The organism is Achromobacter sp. Root83 (assembly GCF_001428845.1).
Taxonomy (GTDB): Bacteria; Pseudomonadota; Gammaproteobacteria; order Burkholderiales; family Burkholderiaceae_B; genus Achromobacter.
Genome location: NZ_LMIU01000006.1, coordinates 88,739 through 112,424 on the forward strand (window position 1 = coordinate 88,739; position 23,686 = coordinate 112,424).

Annotated in this window: 25 protein-coding genes; 10 read left to right on the top strand and 15 right to left on the bottom strand. The window is 64.5% G+C overall.

The features are described 5' to 3' along the window. Positions 1-95 precede the first annotated feature (95 nt). The 4 genes from ASE30_RS08650 (at position 96) to ASE30_RS08665 (ending at position 4,106) form a co-directional block, all read left to right on the top strand. Positions 96-1,094, top strand: coding sequence for a LysR substrate-binding domain-containing protein (locus ASE30_RS08650; protein WP_057283891.1), 999 nt, complete (start codon positions 96-98; stop codon positions 1,092-1,094). Between the two features lie 244 nt (positions 1,095-1,338). Continuing rightward, on the top strand, positions 1,339-2,934 hold the full coding sequence (locus ASE30_RS08655) for a methyl-accepting chemotaxis protein (RefSeq protein WP_057283892.1): 1,596 nt from the start codon (positions 1,339-1,341) through the stop codon (positions 2,932-2,934). Continuing rightward, positions 2,931-3,332 (top strand): hypothetical protein, encoded by a 402-nt coding sequence (locus ASE30_RS08660; protein WP_156407590.1) that lies wholly within the window; start codon positions 2,931-2,933, stop codon positions 3,330-3,332. The genes ASE30_RS08655 and ASE30_RS08660 overlap by 4 nt, the downstream gene beginning before the upstream one ends. Before the next feature lie 57 nt (positions 3,333-3,389). After that, positions 3,390-4,106 carry a hypothetical protein gene (locus tag ASE30_RS08665; RefSeq protein ID WP_156407591.1) on the top strand — a complete coding sequence of 239 codons (717 nt, stop codon included), beginning with the start codon at positions 3,390-3,392 and terminating at the stop codon, positions 4,104-4,106. Positions 4,107-4,201: 95 nt separating this feature from the next. Here ASE30_RS08665 and ASE30_RS08670 read toward each other — a convergent pair whose 3' ends face one another. The 9 genes from ASE30_RS08670 to ASE30_RS08710 all read right to left on the bottom strand — a co-directional run bounded on the left by ASE30_RS08670 (position 4,202) and on the right by ASE30_RS08710 (position 13,634). Next, the gene (locus tag ASE30_RS08670; protein WP_057283895.1) at positions 4,202-4,681 is read right to left on the bottom strand and encodes a CrpP-related protein; all 480 of its coding nucleotides are present in this window, start codon (positions 4,679-4,681) and stop codon (positions 4,202-4,204) included. A 168-nt stretch (positions 4,682-4,849) separates the two neighbouring features. After that, complete coding sequence (locus ASE30_RS08675) at positions 4,850-5,482, bottom strand: class I SAM-dependent methyltransferase (protein ID WP_057283896.1); 633 nt, start codon at positions 5,480-5,482, stop codon at positions 4,850-4,852. A 253-nt stretch (positions 5,483-5,735) separates the two neighbouring features. Further along, positions 5,736-7,175, bottom strand: coding sequence for an NAD-dependent succinate-semialdehyde dehydrogenase (locus ASE30_RS08680; RefSeq protein ID WP_057283897.1), 1,440 nt, complete (start codon positions 7,173-7,175; stop codon positions 5,736-5,738). Between the two features lie 117 nt (positions 7,176-7,292). Then, positions 7,293-8,615 (bottom strand): tetratricopeptide repeat protein, encoded by a 1,323-nt coding sequence (locus ASE30_RS08685; protein WP_057283898.1) that lies wholly within the window; start codon positions 8,613-8,615, stop codon positions 7,293-7,295. 131 nt (positions 8,616-8,746) lie between these two features. Next, complete coding sequence (locus ASE30_RS08690) at positions 8,747-9,265, bottom strand: cytochrome b (RefSeq protein ID WP_057283899.1); 519 nt, start codon at positions 9,263-9,265, stop codon at positions 8,747-8,749. A gap of 44 nt (positions 9,266-9,309) precedes the next feature. Next, positions 9,310-11,865, bottom strand: a complete 2,556-nt coding sequence (ligD, locus tag ASE30_RS08695; protein ID WP_057283900.1) for a DNA ligase D — start codon at positions 11,863-11,865, stop codon at positions 9,310-9,312. A 2-nt stretch (positions 11,866-11,867) separates the two neighbouring features. Beyond that, on the bottom strand, positions 11,868-12,854 hold the full coding sequence (locus ASE30_RS08700; RefSeq protein ID WP_057283901.1) for a Ku protein: 987 nt from the start codon (positions 12,852-12,854) through the stop codon (positions 11,868-11,870). A 24-nt stretch (positions 12,855-12,878) separates the two neighbouring features. Continuing rightward, positions 12,879-13,181, bottom strand: coding sequence for a hypothetical protein (locus tag ASE30_RS08705; protein WP_057283902.1), 303 nt, complete (start codon positions 13,179-13,181; stop codon positions 12,879-12,881). A gap of 60 nt (positions 13,182-13,241) precedes the next feature. Then, entirely contained in the window at positions 13,242-13,634 is a 393-nt protein-coding gene (locus ASE30_RS08710) for a PRC-barrel domain-containing protein (RefSeq protein WP_057283903.1), read from the bottom strand. Positions 13,635-14,129: 495 nt separating this feature from the next. Here ASE30_RS08710 and ppk2 point away from each other — a divergent pair, with 495 nt between their 5' ends. Continuing rightward, on the top strand, positions 14,130-14,951 hold the full coding sequence (ppk2, locus tag ASE30_RS08715) for a polyphosphate kinase 2 (RefSeq protein ID WP_200964414.1): 822 nt from the start codon (positions 14,130-14,132) through the stop codon (positions 14,949-14,951). A gap of 17 nt (positions 14,952-14,968) precedes the next feature. Further along, positions 14,969-15,223 (top strand): hypothetical protein, encoded by a 255-nt coding sequence (locus tag ASE30_RS08720; RefSeq protein WP_057283905.1) that lies wholly within the window; start codon positions 14,969-14,971, stop codon positions 15,221-15,223. Here ASE30_RS08720 and ASE30_RS08725 read toward each other — a convergent pair. From ASE30_RS08725 to ASE30_RS08750, 6 genes are all read right to left on the bottom strand, one after another. Then, the gene (locus ASE30_RS08725; protein WP_082601524.1) at positions 15,201-15,797 is read right to left on the bottom strand and encodes a low affinity iron permease family protein; all 597 of its coding nucleotides are present in this window, start codon (positions 15,795-15,797) and stop codon (positions 15,201-15,203) included. The genes ASE30_RS08720 and ASE30_RS08725 overlap by 23 nt on opposite strands. Positions 15,798-15,831: 34 nt before the next feature. After that, entirely contained in the window at positions 15,832-16,029 is a 198-nt protein-coding gene (locus ASE30_RS08730; protein WP_057283906.1) for a hypothetical protein, read from the bottom strand. Positions 16,030-16,105: 76 nt separating this feature from the next. Then, positions 16,106-18,163: a TonB-dependent copper receptor gene (locus ASE30_RS08735; RefSeq protein WP_057283907.1), complete on the bottom strand. Its 2,058-nt coding sequence runs from the start codon at positions 18,161-18,163 to the stop codon at positions 16,106-16,108. A gap of 205 nt (positions 18,164-18,368) precedes the next feature. After that, complete coding sequence (locus tag ASE30_RS08740; protein ID WP_057284000.1) at positions 18,369-18,776, bottom strand: DUF2946 family protein; 408 nt, start codon at positions 18,774-18,776, stop codon at positions 18,369-18,371. Between the two features lie 110 nt (positions 18,777-18,886). After that, on the bottom strand, positions 18,887-20,305 hold the full coding sequence (locus ASE30_RS08745) for a PepSY domain-containing protein (RefSeq protein ID WP_057283908.1): 1,419 nt from the start codon (positions 20,303-20,305) through the stop codon (positions 18,887-18,889). A gap of 76 nt (positions 20,306-20,381) precedes the next feature. Further along, complete coding sequence (locus tag ASE30_RS08750; RefSeq protein WP_235515227.1) at positions 20,382-20,843, bottom strand: DUF2946 family protein; 462 nt, start codon at positions 20,841-20,843, stop codon at positions 20,382-20,384. Between the two features lie 166 nt (positions 20,844-21,009). On the opposite strand from ASE30_RS08750, the gene ASE30_RS08755 reads away from it, so the two are divergent. From ASE30_RS08755 to ASE30_RS08770, 4 genes are read left to right on the top strand one after another with little or no spacing between them, the layout of a single operon-like run. Continuing rightward, entirely contained in the window at positions 21,010-22,185 is a 1,176-nt protein-coding gene (locus ASE30_RS08755) for a PepSY domain-containing protein (protein ID WP_057283910.1), read from the top strand. Then, positions 22,182-22,721, top strand: coding sequence for a hypothetical protein (locus ASE30_RS08760; RefSeq protein WP_057283911.1), 540 nt, complete (start codon positions 22,182-22,184; stop codon positions 22,719-22,721). The genes ASE30_RS08755 and ASE30_RS08760 overlap by 4 nt, the downstream gene beginning before the upstream one ends. Beyond that, entirely contained in the window at positions 22,718-23,044 is a 327-nt protein-coding gene (locus ASE30_RS08765; RefSeq protein ID WP_200964416.1) for a hypothetical protein, read from the top strand. Before ASE30_RS08760 ends, ASE30_RS08765 begins: the two co-directional genes overlap by 4 nt. A 3-nt stretch (positions 23,045-23,047) precedes the next feature. Continuing rightward, positions 23,048-23,662: a DUF6162 family protein gene (locus ASE30_RS08770; protein WP_057283912.1), complete on the top strand. Its 615-nt coding sequence runs from the start codon at positions 23,048-23,050 to the stop codon at positions 23,660-23,662. Positions 23,663-23,686: the final 24 nt, after the last annotated feature.

Consider the following 23,686-nt stretch of genomic DNA (forward strand, 5'->3'; position numbering starts at 1 on the left):
TGCTGGCGTCCCATACCCCCGATCAGGTCTCGCAGTTCCCGGAAGCAATATAACGAGCGTTATTTTCTGTATTCGATTTTCTGGACTTCTACGTCATGAAACACTCGACCGTTTCGCTCGCCCGGAAGGTGAAGTTCTATCAACTGGTTGTTTTCGACCAAATCGTCGCGAGTGGTTCTCTGGTCAAGGCCGCCGGCGCCTTGAATATCACTCAGCCTTCTCTCACGAAAATCGTTCAAGAGCTTGAGTATTTTTTTCAAGCCCCCCTGCTGGTGCGCGGAAACCGCGGTGTCACCGCGACCGAACTGGGTGAACTCATATCGCGCCGCGCCCGTTCCATGCTCGCGGACCTGCGCGCGCTGAACGACGACGTCGAAGCCTATCGCCGTGGCACCTCGGGCTACATGCTGGTGGGCTCCCTGACATCCGCGTCCATGTCGGCCATTCCGCAGGCGCTGCATCTGGTCAGGCAGCGGGCCCCAAGCCTGCTCATATCGTTGCGCGTGGGGCAGATGAACCAGTTGCTGTCCGTGCTGCAAGTAGGAGAACTTGATATGGTCGTCGGACGCATCCCCGACGATTGGGGTTGGCGCGCCAATGTTGGCGATCTTACGGTCGTGCCCTTGTACCAGGAAAGGCTGTCGGTGGTGGCCGGGGCCAAGCACCCGCTGCACGCCCTGGAGACCCGGCCCTGGGACCTCATGCATGCCTATCCCTGGATCCTGCCGCCTCGGGAATCCGTGTTTCGCAACTGCGCCGAGAATGTATTCGCCAAGGCCGGAATGACACCGCCCACCGACTTCATCGAGTCCGCCTCCATCCTCACGAATATCGCCCTGATGCAGGACAACCAGACGCTCTCGTTGCTGCCGGCCGCCGTCGCGGGGCATTTCGTGCAGAGCGGGATGATCAAGGAGGTCGACGTGGGCGAGGATCTTGCCTACGGCCAGGTGGGCTGCTTCTTTGCCGCGCACCGCAAGCGCGAACCCTCACTGAGCCTGTTGCTGGAATGCCTGAAGAAAGTGACTCAGGCTGTCGAGCGTGAAGACGCCCCATTTCCTACGGCGGCATCTTTGTCGCTGATGAATCACTGAAGGCGCGGATTCACGCCGTGGCGCGGTGGCATGCGATGCGGGGAAGACGCTGACGCGCCATCTGCAAGTATGTGCTGATATCAAAATCCGATATAGCTGGATTCGCTATTTGAATTATTTTTACCGATAGAAACGCCATATTATCCCAAAAAAATGCAGCCGCTATTTTGCGGACATCCCATGGGGACATTTCTTCCAATAATGAAAAATCTCCAGCCAGCAATTCACCATCTATTATTTTGATATGTCATTTCGCCACATTTCCAAGCTTACCCTGAAATCGCGCATTATTCTTGGGTTCGCGCTTGTCCTTTTGATGATGTGCGTTTTGACGGCAATCGGGATTACCCGTGTCAATGCCATATCCAATTCACTGGCCACCATCGGCGACGTAAACAGCGTCAAACAACGCTACGCGATCAATTTCCGTGGCAGCGTCCATGACCGGGCGATCAGCCTTCGGGACGTGGTGCTGGCTGCGCCGGACAGCACGGATTCCCATGTAAAAGACATCGCAAGCCTGGCGGCCGCCTATGCCGCGTCCGCGCAACTGCTGGACAGGATGTTCGCCGAGCGCACCGATATCACAGAAGAAGAAAAACAGATCCTAGCCAGTATCAAGGACACCGAATCACGCACGCTGCCGCTGATCCAGCGCGTTATCGACCTTAGAAAGGCCGGCGCGCAAGAGGCGGCTGTCACTCTGATGCTGCAGCAAGCCCGGCCCGCATTCATTGAATGGCTGGCCAGGATAAATCAGTTCATCGACCTGCAGGAACGCATGAATCAGGCCGAGTCGTCCACCGCACGGAGCGTCGCCGCCGGCTTTCAAACGTTCATGATAGGCATCACCCTGCTCAGCGCCGCCCTGGGCATATTGATCGCCGGATTGATCATCCGTTCGCTGCGGCGCGCGCTGGGCGCCGAGCCCAATGAACTCAGCGCGATCGCCTCTAATATTGCGCGAGGCAATCTGCTGGTCGGCATAGACACCCGGCGCGCGCATTCCGGTGGCGTGATCCGTTCCATCTCGAACATGCGGGACAGCCTGGTAAGCATCGTCTCGGACGTCCGGCGCGGCACCGACCTCATCGCCAACGACGCTGCGGCGCTCGTGGCCGGCAACCGAGACCTCAGTGCAAGAACCGAGACCCAGGCAGCCTCGCTCATGCAGACCACGTCCTACATGGGTGAGCTGACGGCGATTCTGGATACGAACGAAAGCAATGTGACTCAGGCCACGCGCCTGGTGGCCTCCGCGTCGGAAGTGGCGGTAAGAGGCGGTTCCGTCGTGGCCGAAGTCGTTCTGACCATGAGCAAGATTGACGACTCGTCCCAGCGCGTCTCTGAAATCATCGGCGTCATCGACAGCATCGCATTTCAGACAAACATCCTGGCCTTGAACGCCGCCGTAGAGGCCGCGCGCGCGGGCGAACAAGGACGCGGGTTTGCGGTCGTGGCCGCCGAGGTGCGCTCGCTCGCCCAGCGCTCGGCATCCGCCGCCAAGGAAATCAAGGTCTTGATCACCGCCGCCGTAGAGAACGCCCAGGCCGGGCGCTCCTTGGCGGATCATGCCGGCGCGACGATGAAAGAGGTCGTCGCCAGCGTGAAAGAGGTGTCGGCGATCATGGGCGAAATCGCCGTGACCAGCGGAGAACAAAGCACGCGCATCGCCGGCGTGAATGAGGTCATCGGCGGGCTGGACCGCAATACTCGCGAAAACGCCAAGCTTGCCGACGACGCAACGGACCTTGCCATTGCCATGCGCGAACAGGCGTCGCATCTGCGCAAGCTGGTGGGCTTATTCAACCACATCGAAGGGCCAGTCCTGCAGCAATGAAGGCGCCTGAATTCTCCGCCCTGGACGCTTCCGCTCCAGGCGCCCTGCTGCATTCACGATCCACCCCTTTGGGAGCAAGTCCGTTGGAAAGCAATGAACAAGAATTAATGTTGACATTGGCCCAGACAGTCGAAAAGCTGGCTGAAACCCTGATGAAAACCTACGTCGAAATCGAGGCATTGAGAACCGTCGTGATCGGACTCAGTACGGTTTTGCATGACACGCCCGAACTTCAGGCCGCATTCGTGGATTCCATGTCCGGCGCCATCGAAGGCAATCTTGTTCATGGTTTGGGGTCCCCCATGACCGAGGACATGCTGAAAATTCGCGACCAATGGCTATCCAAACTGATGGCGGACCCCATTTGGCAGAAGATCCAGGCCAACAAACCCGCTTGACATCCCTGCTTGCGCACTCGCGCCTGCCCACCGTCGCAACCCACTCTAAACCATGACATGGCCACCGAAATCTATGCGGAGAGCATTGCCAACATAAGGCATGAAATCAGTATAAATTCAGTATTCCTGATGTATTTACTGGAAAGTGGCGCTGAAAATGGTGGTCGGCAGCACAAGCTCGGCAGCACCATCTACCAGATTCACGTCGCCACATTGCTGCTGGAGTCCTGGGAAGGAAAGATCGGCAACGAAGAGCCCATTATTGCCGACAACGGTGCACGTCTGCTCAGTCCTCAACTGGAAGAAATGCTGCCGATTTCAGGCATGCATCTTGCCTTCACGCGTACGTTGACCGAACGCATCGGAGAAGAAATCGCCTTGCCTCGCACGCCGATGCCCGGCATTCCGTTCACCCGCCGCGATGAAAGCGAAGCCTGCATTCCATTCAAGCTGGGCCGCATTAGACGAGTGCTGAACACGATCGGCGCGTGCGCTCAGGAGGTCATGCATTTCATCCGCAAACAGGCTGAATACAGCTTGGCCGGTTCGGAATACCTGCATCAGATGGCGCAGATTCAATCCAATGCGCGCATGCAGGATGCCCTGATGAACGATGTCATCGAACGCTTCGATCATCTTGGGAATTTCACGCAGACGTCGGAGGTTCAAGCCATCCTGCGGTCCATGAATGACGATTGTGTCCTATTCCGGAAGCACTGCATGTTAGCGGGATTCGACTTTCTTACGCTAAGTGGCAAACTGGCGGCGCAGTAAGGGTTGGGCGCGCCGCAGGTCCGCGCCCCCCAGCCCGCGGATAACAGCCCGCGACCCACAGCCCAGCGGCCGACACTGTACTGCCATGCCAGCCTCTAGACGTTATTGATCGAGATATTCAGAATTTTCCGCTTCAGGTCGGCCGCCATTTCCATGGCCTGGTACATTCTTTGGCCATAGTGCTGAAGCTTGTTGTACGCCGCAAAATGCATGTCCGACACCGCATTTATCTGGACATCGAGGTCGGCGTTATGCTGGAAGTCTGCTTCCGATTGCAGCCCATGAATGCGTAGCCGTGCTTTCTGTTCGCTCAATTCCCGCAATCGGTCATCCAATTGCCGCACCCTTTCAGCCTGTTTGCGCGCGTAGCCCTCAAGTTCGGATACCCGCCGTTCTATTTGGCGCCGCTGCTCGTTTTTCCAGCCATCTTCCCAGGACTGCACCCACAGGCTCCAGTCACGGGTTATTGCGCCCGTATAGCTGGACAGCCCGTTTCTTCGGAGATAGGGGCAGTCCAGAATGCTCAGGCCCTGGCTTGCTGCCGCAGCGCCCTCTTCTTGGATAGCCGCCAGCATTGCCGCACCCTCCAGTTTATCGATGCTCTAGTATCAACTGGCCATGGAGGGCCGCGCAACCGATTATGACCTTTATGCCAAGAAACTATAGCGTGCTAATCCCGCGCCCTGAATATCGAGAGCGGACCGCCCGGTTTGCAGCAGGGATTCGGGTTCGGGCGCGCCGGTTCAAGCGCGCCTGTGCAGCCGATATACGGATGCGGGCGGCAGATTAAGCGGAACAAACCGCTCGCGCCGGGCAAGCAAGCCGCAATCGTCGAGCACACTGGATGAAATCGGACAGCGCACCCCATAGGTGAAGAAATGCATGGACCCGCCAGGATGCATGGCCTCGAACACCGCGGTCAGCAGTTTATGGTGGAGCGCCCCGCTCATGTTGCGCAAAGGAAGTCCGCAAATGGCCGCGCCTATTCCATTCAGCTCCGGGTGGCTGTGCCGTGAGAGGTCCTGCGCCGACACCTGAAGCACTGCGGCTTCGGGGAATTGCGTGCGCAGGCTTGAACTCATCTCAGAATCCTGCTCGACCAGGACCAGGCTGGAAGGCGCCACGCCTTTACGCAGCATCTCGCGCGTGAAGACGCCCGTCCCGCAGCCGAGTTCAAGGACTTTGCCCGCTTTGGGCTGGATTGACGCGGTAATGGCGGCTGCCAGCGCCGCGCCAGAGGGGGCTACCGCGCCTATCGCCGCGGGATTGGACAGGAGCGCCCTGACGAACTGCTTGCGCTCTTGCAGCCAAGTCATCGGCGAGGTGGGCACGGATTTGTGCTGGGCACCGGTTTTGTAAGACGGCGTGGAATGCATTGGTGCTTCTATCTCCGGAATCGACATTCTCAAAGAGAAGTTACCTGGGCCAGGCGGCTCACGCCGGCAACGGTGCGTAAGCACCCTTATCAAATGGAGAGGCCCGTGCCCGGGCCTCGGGTAGCCTCGCGGCCCCATTTTGCATAGCGCCGGCCGGTGCCGATGAGAGCCGCCGGGGGCAATCGACGCAGACAGCTTGCGTTGCAAGTCCCCTGCCCCACATTGCCCGGCGAATCCCGCGCGTCCGCCAGTCTCAGACGCCGACGACGGAAACCGCCTTCGTGACGAGATAGGCCTCCAGCGCTTCCGGTCCGCCTTCGGACCCATAGCCGGAATCCTTGACGCCGCCGAACGGCAGTTCGGCCGACGGCGTGGCGGGCTGGTTTACCCACAGCATGCCGACTTCGAGGCGGCGCGAAAGCTCGTGCACGGTTTTGATCGACCGCGTGAAGCCATAGGCGGCCAGCCCGAAAGGCAGGCGATTCGCTTCACGAATTGCCTCGTCCAGGGTTTCGAAGCTGCGGATCGCGGCGATCGGGCCGAAGGGTTCCTCGTTGAAGATGTCGGCTTCGAGCGGCACATCGGTAAGGATGGTGGGCGCGAAGAAGTTGCCGGCGCCGCCCACCCGCTTACCGCCGGTGGCGAGGCGAGCGCCCTTTTCGCTGGCGTTCTTGACGATCTTGTCCATGGCCGCCAGGCGGCGGTCATTGGCCAGCGGACCGAGCGTGGTGCCTTCGGTCAGACCGTCGCCGAGCTTGAGCTTTTCGGCGTGCGCGACGAATGCCTGCTCGAACGCCGCCTTGACGTTCTTGTGCACCAGGAAGCGCGTCGGCGAAATGCAGACCTGGCCCGCGTTACGGAACTTGGCGCCGCCGGAGCATTTCACGGCCAGTTCCACGTCGGCGTCCTCGGCGATGATGACCGGGGCGTGGCCGCCAAGCTCCATCGTGACGCGCTTCATGTGGCGGCCCGCCAGCGCGGCCAGTTCCTTGCCCACCGGCGTGGAGCCGGTGAAGGTGACCTTGCGGATGACCGGATGCGGAATCAGGTAGCTGGAAATCTCGGACGGCGAACCGAATACCAGTCCGACCACGCCCTTGGGTATGCCGGCGTCCACAAAGCAATTGAGGAGGGCTGCGGGAGACGCCGGCGTCTCTTCCGGCGCCTTCACCAAGAACGAGCAGCCCGTCGCGAGCGCGGCGCCCAGCTTGCGGACGATCTGGTTGACCGGGAAGTTCCAGGGGGTGAACGCGGCGACGGGGCCGACGGGTTCCTTGATGACCAGTTGCTGCGCCGCCGGATTGCGCGATGGCACGATGCGGCCATAGACACGCAGTGCTTCGTTGCCGAACCAATCGATGATGTCGGCGCCGGCCAGGACCTCTCCGCGCGCTTCCGCCAGCGGCTTGCCCTGTTCCTGCGTCAGCAGGCGCGCGACGGAGTCCGCGCGCTCGCGCAGCAGCGCGGCCGCCTTGCGCATGACGGCGCAACGTTCATGGGCGGAGGTGTCGCGCCAGGTCTCGAAGCCACGCTGCGCCGCCGCCAGCGCAAGATCGAGGTCGTCGCGGCTGGCACTGGCGACCTGGCCGATCTTGAGGCCGGTTGCCGGGTTTACTACGTCAATACGCGCGCCGCCCCGGGCTTCGCGCCATTCATTGTCGATCAGTAAAAGGGTATCTGGGTAATCGTTCATGGGTGCTCCGTGGTAGAAATGCGGCCGTCACGTTCCAGTCGATTCGGGCGAGCGCGGCAAAAACTGCCAAGCGCCTGCCGGTATCGTAAGTGTTTGAGGAGGCTACGGGAAGTGGGGCTACAGTGCCGCCGCGCGCGAGGCCAGTTTGCGGTTGCCTTCGCTGGCGGGCTTCAAGGCCATGCGTTCCGCGGTCAGGACCTTGGCCATTGCCCGGAAACCGCCGCGCAAGGCCGCTTCCACCAGGGTCAGGGCCAGGACGTCGCGCTGCGCATGGCTGCCGCCGAAACGATGCGCGATGAGGCGCGTGTCGCGCAGCAGGTCCACGGTCAGCGAATAGTCTTCGCGCACGAAGGCGATCAGCGCGTGCGCCACGGGCAGCCCGACGTCGCGTGTCATCATCGCGTTGGTGCCGCTGTCTTGCGCCGCGGCTTCCATGGCCTCGATCAGTTGCTGCGCGGCGGCGCCATCGCCCGCGCCCAGGTACGCCATCAGCGCATGCACATCGTTGAACGCGTAATAGCCCGTACCGCCACGGTCCCGCCACACCTGCGCCAGGTCGCTCCAGCGCGCCCCCACGTCCACGCCCCGCAGCAGCAGGCGCCACAGCATGGCGGAAGCGTCGACCAGATCCAGCACCTGGCCGGTGGACGATTCCCGCAGCCGGCCGTCATAGAGCGCAAGGACCTCGGCCGTCTCCTCGCGGTCCAGGTGAAACAGGGCCAGGTGCCACCAGTTGTGGATGGACAGCATATTGTCCGCGGACCAGTCGTCGCGGCGCCCATTCAGCCATTCGATGCCTTCTTCGACCCGCCCCTGCATTTCCATGACGTGGGCCACGGCGTGGACAGCCCAGGGATCGCGGGCGTTCAACTCAAGCGCGCGCCTGCCCTGGGCCTCGGCCTGGGCATAGAAATTGGTTTCCTCCAGTCCGAAGGCATGCATGCCCAGCACATAGCCGTAGGCGGGCATCTGGCTGTTCCAGACCGGCAGAATACCGGCCACGCGGTCGCGCAGCATCGCCGAGCGGCCGAGCAGAAAGTCGCCGATATGGCCGACCTGCAGGGCCAGCGTATCGTGCGGGTGCTCGATGAGAATGTCGGCGTAGCGGCGCAGGGCATTCGAGAATTCGCCGTTCAGCCAGGCGCGGGCCGCGGCGGTGTGGCGGCGTTCACGTTCATTGGCGATGTCGTGCAGCGCCTCGGCCGCCTCGACGCTTTCGCGCAGCATGGGCTCGACGCAGCGGTCGCTGGCCGTGATCAACATGCCGGCGCGGAGGACGTGGCCCATGACAAACATGGGGTTGTCGGCCAGCGCCTGGTCGATCAGCCCTACCGGATCGCCGTAGTATCCGTGGAACAGGGATTGGGCCTGCTCGTAGGCCTCCAGGGAGGACTGCTCATCCGTGGATACGGGATTGCCGCGCATATCGCTAAGCGCCATGATGACCTCCCTGATTTGACCCGAGCCTTTTCCCGCGCCATGGCGAATCTGCCGATGTAAGCACGGATATCCACACGGCGGCAACGCGCAGGTGCGCTAGTGCAGCTATACGGCTTGCCGCAGGCCCTTGCTCATTTCCCTTTGGTCATATACGTCAGGACGGGCGAGCCGTCCGGCTTGCGGTGCAGGAACGCCATGAGGACATGGCCGGCCACCAGGCCGATCAACGTCCAGCCCAGCAGTCCATGCCAGTCATTGGCGAGCTCGACCAGGCTTTCGATCTCCTGGTCTCTGCGGCTGAAGATTTCGATGCCGAACGGGGAATATCCGCGCCCCCGGCCGTAGGCGCGCAGCAACCCAAGCGTAGGAATGGCGATCATCAGGAGGTACAGGACCACATGCCCCATGCGCGCAGCCAGACCGGTCCGAGGCCGACGGCGCGCGTTGGCCAGGGCCCACGCCCCTCGCGCCAGCACCAGCACGAACAGCAGCAGGCCCAGCGACGTATGCGGGAACCAGAAGAAGTCTTCAACCGGCGTGTCGGGCAGAAGTTGGCGGACCGCAGCGCTGGTGAACTGCCAGGCCAGGATCACCGCCATGATCCAATGCAGGGCGCGGCTGACGGCCCCGTAGCCATCCGGGCGGTCCATGATGGCGCCTCTTCGCGCATCGGGTGGCCTCGCGCCCGCCATGGCTATGGCTCGAATCCGATCGCCGCCATTGCGCGGCCCGCCGCTTGCGGCGCATACCCGGCCCAGGGTGCGTTGCCAGCATCAAGGCGAGTGTGGATATTGCTGATCGTCCAGTGCGCGCCCCCGGTCAGTTTTTCCAATTCGTCCCAAGCCACGGGGACGGAGACCCCCAGGCCGGGCCGGGCGCGGGCGGACCAGGCCGCCACGGTAGTGGCGCCAAAGCCATTGCGCAGATAGTCCGCAAAGATCTTGCCCACGCGGTTCTTCGGGCCGCTCTTCGCCACGAACAGTTGTGGCAGCGTCTTTGAAAGATGCACGACGATCGCATGGGAAAAGCCCTTGATGGCGTCCCAATCGTATTGTTTGCGCAGCGGCACCACCACGTGCAACCCCTTGCCGCCGCTGGTCTTCAGCCAGGCCTGCAAGCCGATTTCCTGGAGCAGCACACGCACGAGGTTCGCGGCCTGCTGTATCGAGGCCCATTCCACGCCCTCTCCCGGGTCCAGGTCGAACAGCATCCGGTCCGGCTTGCCGATGGAGGTCTTGACGGCATTCCAGGTGTGGAATTCCACGACGTTCATCTGGACGGCGGACATGATGGCTTCCTGGGTGGGCACCTCGAGCAAGGGCGGGTGGTCGGGATCCAGCTTGGGCGGCAGCGCCTTGACTCCGGGCATGGCCGCTTCCAGATGCTTCTGGAAGAAGAACTCCCCCTGGATCCCGCCGGGCGCGCGCAAGAACGACACCGGCCGTCCTTTCAGATGTTCGAGCAGCAGGGGCGCTATCAGCCCGTAGTACCGGGCAAGATCCAGCTTGGTGAGCTTGGTGGAGGGGTCGATCACCCGGTCCGGGTTGGTGAGCTTGCCGGTCTTTGGACGCCCGGACGCCGCCGGACGCGATGCGCGTGCGGCGGCCTTGGCGGCAGGCGCAGGATCCGGCCGCGCCGCCTCGACCTTCTCGACGGGAACCGCCCGCTCGCGCGAGATCGCCCGCACCGGCTTATCCTGACGCAGCCCGCGAAACACGGAATGGCGGATATGGCCCGAGCTTGTCCAGTCGCCGAATGAGACTTCGGCGATCAGTTCGGGCTTTACCCAGTGCACATCCCTGCCAGCGGCGCCGCCCGTCACGGGTTTCTCGCCGGTTTCAAGGCGTGCAAGCCGTTTTTGCAGGTCGGCCAGCCCCTTGTCGTCGAATCCGGTGCCGACCTTGCCGGCGTAGCGCAGTTTGCCATCGGCCTCGTGCACGGCCAGCAGCAGCGCGCCCAGCCCCACGCGGGCGCCCTTGGGCGCCGTATACCCGACGATCGCGAATTCCTGGCGCTTTGCGCACTTGACCTTGACCCAGCTATCCGTGCGGCGCGATACATAGGGCGCGGACTGGCGCTTGGCCATGATGCCTTCCAGGCCCATCTTGCAGGCGGACGCCACCAGATCGGCCGGCGGCACGTCGAAGGCCTCGCTGAACCGAAGGCGCGGGTCGCCCTCGGCGGTTTCCATCAATTGCGCCAGCAGCGCCCGGCGCACGCGCAACGGTTCCCCCCGCAGATCCCGTCCGCCGATGAAAGGCAGATCGAAGGCGTAGAAGATGATGGCCTGGGTCCGTTCGCCATCGAACGCGTTCTGCAGGGCCTGGAAGCTGGGTACGCCGCCATTGTCCAGAATGACGATTTCCCCATCGACCCAGGCCCACTTGGCAGGCAGCCCGCGGAAAGCTTCGACCAGATGCGGCAGCTTCGCGCTCCAGTCATGGCCATTGCGGGTGTAGAGGCGCACGTCGTCGCCGTCGATGCGGACCATCAGCCGATAGCCGTCGAACTTCATTTCATACAGCCAGTCTTCGGCGTGGCGCGGCACGCCATCCACCAAGGTGGCCAATTGCGGCTTGAGCAGCTTGGGCAGTTCGGCCGCCTCGCCGGGCAACACGTGCGCCTGGGGCTGCGCCTCGGACGCCTCGGGCGCCTCGGGCACCTGCCCGCCTCGGGCCTTGTTCGCGCCAGCCGCCGCGCCTCGCAGCGGCACCACACTGTCGGGCATCTCGTCCACGACGCTGAATTCGCGCTCCGCGCGCGCGTAGTCGTCCCTGTCCTTGATCAGTAGCCAAGGCGGCTGCTTTTCGGTCTCTTTTCCCTTCAGGCGGACCAGCGCCCATCGGCCCTGCATCTTGACGCCTTGCAGGTCGAATTTCAGGTGCCCTTCCCGATATCCCTTGCGCGGATCGCCGACGGGCGCCCATTTCCCTTCGTCCCAGATGATCACCTTGCCGGCGCCGTATTGCCCTTTGGGGATCTGGCCTTCGAACTGGTTGTAGGCGATGGGGTGATCCTCGACCTGGACGGCCATGCGCTTGACCGCCGGGTCGTAGCACGGGCCCTTGGGCACCGCCCAGCTTTTCATGGCGCCGTCCAGTTCCAGCCGGAAGTCGTAGTGCAGCCGGCTGGCCCAGTGCTTCTGGATCACGAAGGCGCGCGCGGCCTCGTTCGCCTCGCCGCCGCTCTCGGGTTCGGAGGTCAGCCCGAAATTGCGTTTTTCGCGGTATTTCTTGAGGGAGTCCGCCATTGTCACGCCGCCTTGCGCGTCTTGCCCGACGCGTTGGTGGCCTTGGTGGCCTTGGTGGCTTTAGCGCTCTTGGCGGGGCTCTTGGCGGCGCCCTTGGCAGGAGCCTTTTTGGCGGCCGTCTTGCGTGGAGCGGCCTTTTTCGCGCTGCCGGCGTCGGCCGGGGCGCTTGCGGGAGCGGCCTTCCCGGCCGCCTTGCCCCCCTTCAGGCTGCGCTGCAGCAATTCGGTGAGGTCAATGACGTTGTCGGCATAGGCCGGAGCGTCTTCCTGGGGAGCGATGACGGTCTCGGTTTTGCCCGCCCGCGCCTTCTTTTCCACCAGTTCCATCACCGCGGCCTTGAATTCGTCCTTGTACTGTTCGGGATCCCAGTCGCCGGACATGTCATCCACCAGCATCTTGGCCATCTTCAATTCACTGGCGCTGGGACTCATGCCCTTGGCGCCGGCCTTGGGCAGATCCAGGCCGTCCGCCGGCCTGACCTCGTCTCCCCAGCGCATCAGGTTGAGCACCAGCGCGTCGCCGGATGGAATGAGCGCCGCCAGATGCTGCTTGGTCTGGATCACCACCCGCGCGATGCCGATCTTGCCGGTCTTGGCCAACGTGTCGCGAAGCAAGGCGTACACCTTATGGCCTTTGTTGATGGGAGCCACGTAGTACGGCCGCTCAAGATAGACGAACGGCACGCCCGCCGCATCCACGAACTGCTGGATCTCGATGGTCTGCGTCGTCCGCGGGTAGGCATCGGCAATCTCTTCGGGCGACACGATGACGTACTGCCCGTCTTCATATTCCACGCCCTTGACGATATTGTCCTTGTCGATCTCTTTGCCGGTGCGCTTGTTGATGCGCTTGTAGCCGACGGGATCCATCGAGCGTTTGTCCAGCCAGTCGAAGTCAACGCCCGACTCTGTCGTGGCGGTATGCAGCCCCACTGGTATGTGGACCAGGCCAAAGGAAATCGCCCCTTTCCAAATTGTTCTTGACGCCATGACAGCCTCCGTTGCGCGGATCGATCAGCCCAGCCGCTTGACCACGCGGGCGACTTTCGCGATTCCGCCCGTACCGCTGGCAGCGCGGCCCACCAACGCGGTCCCCGCCGCCGTGATTACCGCGCGGCGCAGGACGGTGCGGCTTCGCATCCCGGCCAGCATGAGCAGCACGCCCACACCGAATACGATCAGATGCTCGCCCGGAAAGTCCGGACGGGCATCGTCGATTTCCTTCAACCGGCTTGCCAGCGACCGGGACCCGGATCGCGTCCGGGACGCGGACCGCGAGTCGGAATAGGGAAGATCGGCAGTGGTATCTGTCTGCATGGAAGCTCCAGTGTCGGTGATATTTATCCTTGCGCGGCGGCAGGCACGGGTGCCTGGCGGCTATTTCGAGTACTTGAACTCGGGCAACGCTTTTAACGTCTCTTTGGTTGCGTCGGGCAATTGAAACTGGTCACCCGCCACCTGCATGTTGGCCAGGGGGACCGTGACAAGATGGTTGCCCACGCCAAGCAGGCCGCCCACCGACAGCACGGCGTACGGCGCCCAGTCGGGCGGCCCCAGGATCAGGTCATCGATCGTGCCGATCTTTTCCTTCTTGCTGTTGTAGACGGTAGCCCCGTTGATTTTCGAGGCGCGGTAGCCGGCTTCGACCTTGGCGACATCCACGCGCACCTCGGTCACCGACTGCGGCGCGCCCTGGGCCGACACCGTCGCTACGTTCGACATCACGCCCAGCAAGACGGCCCATCCCAGTGTTGCGGTCTTTTCCATCATGGCTGATCTCCTTGATGACCTCGGGAATCCGCCTTCCCGCCGGCCGGTGGTTCATCCGATGCGTCGGCGTCCGTCAGTTCAATATCTTCCTCGCGGACCTCGTTGCCTTGGGCGTTTTCACTGGCATTGGAGGGCTCGACGGGCGCTTTCCCCCCTTGGCCCGGGCGGGACTGTTCCGGGGCGATCGCCGGCTTGGCGGCCCCGGGTCCGGAATCCACGGTTGGGGTTTCCGGCCGAATGGGAGTTGCTGGAGTCATTTTCGTCACCCCTGAATTCGCTGTGGCCAGCAGGATGGTGGCCGCCGAAGCCAACAGCAATTTCCATACCCGGGCGGGTGGCCCCGGCCCGCCGCCGCCCATGCAACGACGCTGCCGAGCAACGTAATTCAATTTGTAACGTGCCCACATTGCCGGGCGGATCGGCAATATATTCAGAGGCATCTGGCGGCCGCTGATGGCGCCTTCGCTCGTGGCACCGAACTACCGGAGTGCGATGATGGCCGACAAGAAACAGGAAAAGGACGAAGCCGGCCTGCCCGCGCAGACCGGTTTGTCCCGCAAAGAGTACGACAAGGAACTGGCTCGCCTGCATGTGGAGCTGGTCAAGCTGCAGGAGTGGGTCGTACACACTGGCGCCAAGGTCTGCATCGTGTTCGAAGGCCGGGACGGCGCCGGTAAGGGCGGAACGATCAAGGCCATCACCGAGCGGGTCAGCCCGCGCATCTTCCGTGTGGTGGCGCTGCCGACACCCACGGCGCGCGAAAAAAGCCAGATGTATATACAGCGCTACATCCCGCATTTTCCGGCGGCCGGCGAAGTCGTGATCTTCGACCGTAGCTGGTACAACCGGGCGGGCGTGGAACGGGTCATGGGTTTCTGCACGCAGGAGCAGGCGGAATCCTTCCTGAAAGGGGTGCCGCTGCTCGAGCGGATAATGATCGATTCCGGAATCCTGCTGTTCAAGTACTGGCTGGAAGTGAGCGAGGAAGAGCAGACCCGCCGTCTGCAAGCGCGCATCAAAGACGAGCGCAAGATCTGGAAACTGTCAAAAATGGATCTGGATTCGTACAGCCGCTGGTACGACTACTCCCGCGCGCGCGATGACATGTTCAGGGCTTCGGACACCTCGGCGTCGCCCTGGTTCGTCGGGCGGTCCGACGACAAGAGGCGCGTGCGCCTGAACATCATCAGCCACCTGCTCGCGCACATTCCCTACACGGCGACGCCCAGGGAAAAGATAAAGTTGCCAAAAAGACAAAAAGCCAAAGGCTATATCGAGCCCGACCACCCCTTCAGGTTCGTGCCGGAAAAGTTCTGACCCGCGGAGAATCCCTCATGGCTGCCCTGTTGATCAATCACGTGGACGACAGCACGTCCGACGATGACATCCGGACATTTCTATTGAAGTACGGCTTTCCGTCGCTGGACCGCGTTCAGCGCGTGCCCAGCGAGGGCGGGCGCCCCGCGGTGCTGGTCACGTTCAACTCGGCGACCGAACCCGAGCTGCAGGCGCTGCTGCCACGGATACACCAGGTGTTCTGGAAGAAGCACACGGTCACCGCCCTGGTCATGAGGGCGCCGATCGAGTGACGCCGCGGGTGGACAGTTGCCGCCGCCCGCCCCCCGCGCGCCGGGGCACCCGCACGGTCGCGGGCAACTTCGGCCTGACCCGTCCCGTAGCGCCCCGCGCCTGTGCTTGCTTGCCCGCCCCCCGGGTCCGGGTGCGCTTTTTGGCCATCGCGGTGCAGGCAGCGGCCAGCGCCAGTAGCTTGTCCTCGTCCAGCCGCTCGGCATCGACCAGCCCCTCGTCGGCGCCGTTCAGGGCGATCAGCAGGTCGTCCAGTTTCAGATGCAGTGCCCGGGCATCCTTGTTCTGGCTCTGTTGAATGAGGAACACCATCAGGAAGGTGACGATGGTTGTGCCGGTGTTGATCACGAGCTGCCAGGTCTCGGAGTAGCCGAAGGCCGGACCGGATGCCGCCCAGACCAGCACCGTGACCAGCGCCAGCCCAAATGCCGCCGACGATCCCGCCCACTTCGTGACATGCGCCGCGAAATGGTCGAAAAAGCGGGCTAGCGGATTTGATCGCGTGGCCGTGGGCGAGATGTGATCCGCCAAACGGCCCTCCGCGCCCTGGGACTTGGCGTGCTTTTTCGGGGGCATCGACCCCGCCGATGAGCGTGCGTCCATTTGCCGTCTACCAGGCGGCGCGGGGCCGGTAGGCTTCCTTCACGTACCTCGCCAGTTCGGCCTCCACGGAGGACATGGACACCGATGACGGCGTGTCGGGATGGAGCAGTTGTTCCGCCGCGGCAAGCGTGCGCAGTGCGCAGCGTTCGCCGCTGCTCAAGAGCGGGGCGGAGGGAGAGGTGGCCGTGTAATTGAACTCGTTCATGACGCTGCTCCAGGAAAAAATGAAAGGCGCTACGGAACGTAATGAGCAAGTATCGTGCCACCGGCTCGGGCTGGCCTCAGTATCTGACGCTGACGCGGGCCCACACGCTGCGGCCCGGCTCATTCACCCCCGTATTGGCCGCATAGCCAAAGCCGGCGTTGCCCGCCAAATTCAGGTGTTCGCTATAGGTCTTGTTGAACAGGTTGTCGACACCCAGCGACAGCCGTACCTGTTTGTTGACCGCATAGCCCCCGTTGATGGAAAACACGCCAAACCCCGCGCTGGGACCGAAATCCTTGCCCACCACGTTGCCTTCATTCAGGGCATAGCGCTTTTGCGGCGCCACGATGCGCCACAGCGCGCCCGCGGACCACGTGCCGTCGTCATAGGTCGCGCTGAGCTTGGCTTCCAGCGGCGGCATCTGCGGCAGAGCCCGGCCATCCGAGCGGTTCTGCCCCCAGGCATAGGCAAGCGTGGCGCCCAGCTTCCATTCCGGCGTCACGGCGTAGGACGCGCCGAGCTCACCGCCGAAGATCCTGGCGTCCACGTTGGTCGCCTGCGACGACGGCCCCATCATTCCGCCAGACTGGTAGTTGAACAGGATGAAGTCATCGACGTAGCCCGCGTAGCCAGAGAACCACGCGTCCAGGGTCTCGGTCTTGTACTGGGCGCCGAAGTCCAGTTGCGTGGTCTTTTCGGGTTTGACGCCCTCGAACGCGTTGACGGAGCCCGCGGGGCCGCTGTCCGGGGAGAACAGCTCCCAGTAATCCGGAAAGCGCTCGACGTGACCCAGGCCGATGTAGACCGTGGCGGGCAGCGCCGCCAGGTCCTTCTCGTAGCGCAGGAAGCCGCTGGGCAGCGTATCGCGGCGGCGCTCGCCGGCCGTGGGGTTGGGCATGGGCATCATCATGCCACCGGCGGTCTGACGGAAGTCTTTGGCGGATGACCAGTCCACCCGCGCGCCGCCGATGACGCGGCTGTCCGGCGCGGCGCGCCAGGTGATCTCGCCAAACAGGCCGGTATTGGAGAAATCGGCGTCCTTGACCCAGGCCTGGCTGCGATACGGCATGCTGTCCGTGCCGCTGCGCGAGCGGTGGCGGCTCTGCTGGAAGTCCAGCCCGGCGTCCAGGCTGACGTCCTGGGACAGATCCCAGGTGCTGGCAAACCGGCCGCCCCAGGTGGCGCGGTCCACGTCGGCGGCCATCGCCATCGGCATCGCGCTCATCGGGTCCGGCGCGCGCAGAGTGTAGTTGTCCATCACATGGTCGGCGTAGTTGTAGTAGAGCTGCGCCTGCACCTTGTTCAGCACCGTGCCGATGTTGCGCTTCTCAAAGCGCACGCCAAAGCTCTCGCGCTTGAACCGCGACCCGTCCATGCTGCGTCCAGCGTAGCGCGCCTCTCCGTCGCCCGTGCCGGCGGTCAATTCGTACAACGTGTCGGCGTCCGGCGTGAAACCCAGCGTGACGTCGGCGTTCCATTTATCCCAACGCGACGGCACGGTGTCACCATTGCCGTCCTTGTAGTCCTGGGAATGGGAATGGTTGGCCGTGACGCGGGTGTAGACCTTTTCGTTGCCGACGGTCAGGTCCGCCGTCTGGTCGTTGCGGCCGAACGATCCACCCACCAGGCTGCCGTCGAAGCGCACGCCGTCACCGGTGAACCGGGGCGTGTCGCGATCGAACCGGATCGTGCCGGCGGACGCGCCCGGGCCCCACAGCACGGTCTGCGGCCCCTTGATGACCGTAAGCTCGTCGAAGTTCTCCGGAGAAATGTAGGAGCTGGGCGCGTCCATGCGCGCCGGGCACGCGCCGGGCATCGAGGTGCCATTGGTCAGGATGTTCAGGCGCGAGCCGAACATGCCGCGCAGCACCGGATCGCCATTGGTGCCGCCGTTGCGGATCGCCGAAAAGCCGGGAATGGTCTTGAGGTAGTCCGTGCCATCGCTGGCGGGCAGCGGTTGGCGCGGCAGCTTCGGGTCCGTGGTGAACGTCAGCGGGGCGCTGGGCGCCACGCCCACGATCACGACCGGGTCCAGCGTGGAAACGCCATCGGCGGCTTGCGCCCAGGCGGGAAACGAGGCGGCCATCGCAGCGGCCAGGCAGGTCATGCGGAGGAATTCGTGCTTCTTGCTCATATCGGGATCTCGACCGTCTTGGATCGTTGGACTGGGTCATCCGGTGTCCCGCGAAAACCGCCGGCGCGCAGGCGCGCGCCCGCGCAAGACGCCCGTGAACGGGGCCTTGTCGAGCGCGGTGAGGAGGATTTCGTTGGCGGACGGCACCGTGCCCGCCAGGAAAGGCGGCGCGCGACGCGAACCGGTGACGCTTAGGAAGACAACGTCAGGCGAAGAACGGCGGAGCGCGCGATCGCTGCAGCAATCGCGCGAGCGCGCTGGAGAAATGGGGGGTGGTGGCGGGCGCCGTGGCGCCGGGTTGCACCGGCGCGGGAAGCAGCCAGGCGAACAGCCAGAGCGCGGGGAGCGTGGCGCCGCCCAGCATGGCGCAGCCGGCGGCACAGCAGTGCGGCAAGGCGCCGCTGTGTTGTGCCGCGCCCTGCTTTGCGCTGTCAACGTCCAGCGTGACGACGCGCGGGCCGCTAGCCGTGCAGATGATGGTAGTGGCGCCCGCGTTGCCGGAAACAGCACGAGGCGCCGCCACGGCGGAGGATGCGATCAATGCCTGGAAGACGAAAAGGGCCGCCGCGAACAGCGCGAACCATCGTCTCCCTGCAGTGCCGCATGTGTGCATCGGTATCCCCTTGACGGCGCAGATGGTATCACCCGGGCCGGGCGAAAATGGCGAAAATGGGGCCAGCCTGCCGCCCTGCCCCATCTATCTGCGCTGCCGGTTGATGCAGATCAACGGCGGCTGCCCGCCGGCCGGGCCAGGCGCCAGCGCAACACGTCCACCGCCACGAACGCCAAGAGGCTTGCTCCCATCACCGGCAGGCACCAACCCAATGCCACGGCCGCGCCCAAGGCCAGGATGCGCGCGGGCCACGACAGGTCCCGCCATGCGTGCGTGAGCGTGCGCGGGCCGGTGCCCGGGCCCGGCCTGCGCAGCCACCACATCCGGTAGCCCAGGACGATCATGGCCGACAGCGCGATGCCGATGGCGGCCATCAGCAATTGGTTGGGCCAGCCGAACAGGATGCCCATGTGCATGTCCACGCCCCACCGGATCAGCTTGGCGATGAGCGGAAAGGTGTCGAAATCCGCCCGGCTCGTGATGGCGAACGTGGCCGGGTCGACGGCGATGGTATCGACCTGCGTGGGCCATGACCGGTCCACTTCGCGCACCAGCCACGCTTGGCCGGCCGCGCGCGGCGGCCGGATCTCCAGCTGCGTGCTGTCGATGCCGCCCAGCCGGGCGGCTTCAAGCACGCGGTCGAAACCGGGCGCCACGCTCGCGGGGGCCGGCGCCATCGCGGCGGGATCGTGCATGGCGCCATGGTGATGGGCGTGTTCGCCCGCGGCCGCCATCCCGGCGCCGGCGGCCCCGGGAAGCTTCGTGGATACCGATGGCGTGATCCAGCCCAGTTGGGCCCGTAGCTGGTCGACGCGCGCGCCAGCCCAGTTGGACCAGGTGAGTCCGGTGGCGGACAGGAACAGCAGTCCAATGCCCACCCACAAACCCAGCAACCCATGCCAGCGCCGGGCGCGCAGGCGCGGGCTGCGCGCGGCGTCCGCGGGGTTGCGGCCGCGCCGGGCGAACCACAGCACCAGTCCGCCCACCGCCGCCAGCCACAGCCAGGAGGCGGCCAGTTCGCTGTAGTTGCGGCCCAGCTCGCCCAGCATCAGGTTGCGATGCAGATAGTCCAGCGTGGTGCGGAAAGGCAGCGTGCCGCTGGTGCCATAGACGATCATGTCGCCCTTGATCTCCAGGGTGACGGGGTCCACGAACAGCGCTCGGCTTTCGGAATCGCCCAGGCCGGGTTGCGAGAACATCACGCGGGTAGTGTCGCCCGGCGCGGGCGCGGGGCGCACCGCGAACAGGCGCGGACCGGGCCCGATGCGTGCCTGGGCGGCCTCGACCTGACTGGCCAGCGGCTGGAATGGCCCGGTGGAAGCCGTACGCAACTGGTCGGCATAGAGCAGGTTTTCGATCTGCGGGGTCAGCACGAACAGGGTGCCGGTGACCGCCGCCACAAGGATGAAGGGACCGACAAACAGTCCGATGTAGAAATGCAGCCGGGTGATCAGCGCCAGCAGCGCGCTGCCGCTAACCGGCCGCGCACGCGTTGCCGCGGCGGGGGTATCCAGGGTTTGAGTGGACATGAGGGTCTCGAGAACGACGGACGCCGCCAGGAACGGGCGGCATTCGTGCGCGCGGGGCGCGCACGGCGACGGAAGGTCATCCGAGAATTCGAGGGGGGGCGCGCTGACCCAGCGGCGGCCCCGCGGCCGGCAGCGGCGGACGCGGGCTGGCCACCATCGGCGGCGGCTGGGCGAACCCGCGCAACAGCACGGGAGCCAGCGCCAGAACGGGCGGCAGGTGCAGCACCTGATGCGCGCTCAGCCCAAAGGGACACTCCTGGCCGGCTCCGCTTTCCGCGGGATGGCCGCCATGTTCGTGGTGCCCGTGATGTGGATCGGCCTGCGCCTGCTGGTCGGCCAATGCGCGCAGGCCCATGAACGACGCGCCGCCGGCCGCGCAGAACCCCAGGGCCAGGCGGCCTTGCTTCAAGGCGTCCGTGTCGGGCATGTATCCCGCGGGCACCCAGGCGCGCGCCATCAGCAAAAGCAGCAGCAACAGCCGCCCCAGAGTGGCGGCACAGGCGAAGCGAGGGGATGGACAGGACAATCCGGTGGGCATGCGCTCTTTCCTGGCGGCGGCCGATGCCGGCGCCAATGCGCATTCTACGCGCCGCGCCGACGCGCGGCGGCGTCCAGTAAGACAACTGAGAATTATTATTGCTAGAATTCCGCCTGACACATCCCTTAAATGGGACCACATGCCTCGCTCTCGGGATAGTTTTTGAATGGCCAAGCCATCGCGCTCCAAACTTTGGTTCCTCGTTCACAGTTGGCTTGCCCTGCCAATCTGGATATTCGTCTTCTTTGTCTGCGCAACCGGCACCATCGCCGTCATCAGCCAGGAAATCGTCTGGCTCATCAATCCGGCCGTCCGCGCCCAGGCGCCCGACGCCGATACCCCGCGCATGGGATACCAGGACTTGATGGATTCCATTGCCAGGCAGGAGCCCGAGGCTTCGGTGCAGCGGCTGTCGTGGCCCGAGGAATCCCAGTTTGCGCTGACCGCGTCGGTCAGCTATCCGGGCGCCAAGTTCACGTCGATCTATGTCAATCCCTATACCGGCGAGGTACAGGGGCCGGCATTGAACTTCGACCTGCGCCAATTCATGCGGGCGCTGCACGGCTGGCTGCTGATTCCCTTCAATAATGGCTATAGCTGGGGCTGGTACCTGGTATCGATCCTGGCCTTGCCGATGCTGGCCTCGCTGGTGACCGGGCTGGTCGTCTACAAGCGCTTCTGGCGGGCCTATTTCCAGAAGCCGCGCCTGCGGGTCGGCCAGGGGCCGCGCATTTTCTGGGGTGACTTCCACCGCCTGTCGGGGCTGTGGTCCGTCTGGTTCATCCTGCTGATCTCCGTCAGCGCGATCTGGTTCCTGGTGCAGGCGGTGCTGGCCGATACCGCCACCACCATTTCCACGCAGGGCGTACCCGCCATCGTCGCGCGCGACCAGGTGCCCACCGTTACCCAGGGCGGATCGGTCAAGCGGCTGCCGCTGGACGAGCTGGTCGCCATCGCCGAGCGCGAACTACCCGGCCTGGAAACCCAACACGTGTTTTTCCCCGGCAACGCCTATGACCCGCTCACGATCGCGGGCCGCGGCGCCTATCCCCTGATGTTCCAATTCGCCAAGATCAATCCCTACAACGGGCACGTCGAAGAAGTGCGCCGCCTGTCCGACCGCAACGGCCTGGAGTTCTTCACCGAATCGATGCGGCCGCTGCATACGGGAGACTTCGGCGGTTTCTGGCTCAAGCTGGTGTGGTTCCTGTTTGGCCTGCTGCTGACGATGATGTCGCTCAGCGGCCTGCTGATCTGGACCAAGCGCACCGCCCAGGCCACCGCCAAGGCGCTGCGCCCGGCGCGCGCCGACCGTACCGCCGCACGCGAGGTGACCGAATGAGCAAGACCGCAACCCTGAACGCCGCCGCGCCCAAGGCCAGTTTCTGGCGCCGCTGGCGCTTTCACCTGAGCGCGCTGGCCCTGATCCTGCCCATCATCTACGTGCCCAAGTATTTCGACGACCTGGCGCTGTCGCGCGGCCTGATGGGCCTGGGCCAGCGTTCCGCCGGCCATGTGCAGGCCGGGCCCTGGAAGCTCGAGCTTGCGGAATGGGAAGTCGGCGCGCCCAAATCCGACCCGGCCGGCATGGTCAAGACCTTCACCATGGCCCAGTGCGACCAGTGCAAGGATCAGATCCGCGCGGTCTATGTGCGCGTGGGCAAGCCGCGCAGCCTGCGCGCCGCGGGCTCGATATTCTTCGGCAGCCCACACCGGGCGTTCGCCACCGTGCCCATCCCGCCACGCACCGCGCCCGACGCCGACCTGTGGATCACCGCGGAAGGCTGGGACGGCAGCGTGCATCAAGTCGCGTGGCCCATCGCGACGGCCTCGCCCGCCACCGCCGAGTGGCTGAAGAAACAAGGAGCTACCCAATGAATTCCTTTTCCATGAATGCCGCGCGCGCGGCGTTGCTGGGCGCCCTGATGGGCGCCAGCGCCGGTGCCCTGGCCCACAATCCCATGGCCGAATGCAAGCCGGCCGGTAACGAGCAGATCCAATGCACCGGCGGGTTTTCCGACGGCAGCGGCGCCGCCGGCGTGACGATGGATGTGATCTCCTACGACGAGCAGATCCTCGTGCCGGGCAAGCTGGACAACGATTCCAAGCTCACGTTCAAGCGCCCGAACGGCGAGTTCTACGTGCTCTTCGACGCCGGCCCCGGACACGTCGTGGAGATCGATCACGTGGACATCCAATAGGATATGCACACACAAGTCATCCGCCCCGCGGGCGCCGGCCATGAAACGCTTGCCGTGCTGGGCGCCTGCCTGGTCATCGTCGCGGCCGCCGCCGGGTACATCGGCCTGCGCCCCGCGCCGCCCGAAGCCGCCGCCATCTCCGCCAGCCAGATCGATGCGCGGCGCGATCTGACGCCCGCCGAACAGGGCATCTATGCGGACCTGCGCGTTGCCTTCGACGAGATCGGTTTCGCCATCCAGGCCGGTGAAGCGCTGCCTTCCGAAGCCGACCTCGCCGCCCAGGGCCTGCCTCCGTTCGTGGCCGACAACAGCACCGCGGTGCGTGGCGGCCATGCCTGGCGCGTCGAGCGTCAGCCGGGCCACGCCCTGTACGTGGGCCAGACCGCCGACCCGGCCTTGGCCGGCTCGTTCCTGCTGCGCATCGACGCCGGCGGCGCAAAGGATGCCCACGGGCACGCCCATGCCGCCCCCGCGGGCGGACAGGCGGATGTCTGGATCAGCCGCGACGCCGGCGCCCGCGTGCCCGACCCTGCCGATGACGCCGCCCTGGCCGCCGCGGGCTGGCGGCAGATCGTCGCCCAGTTCGACAGCGGCGTGACCCGCCAGCGCAAGCCCTGATACGCCGCCCCCGCCCCGCTTCCT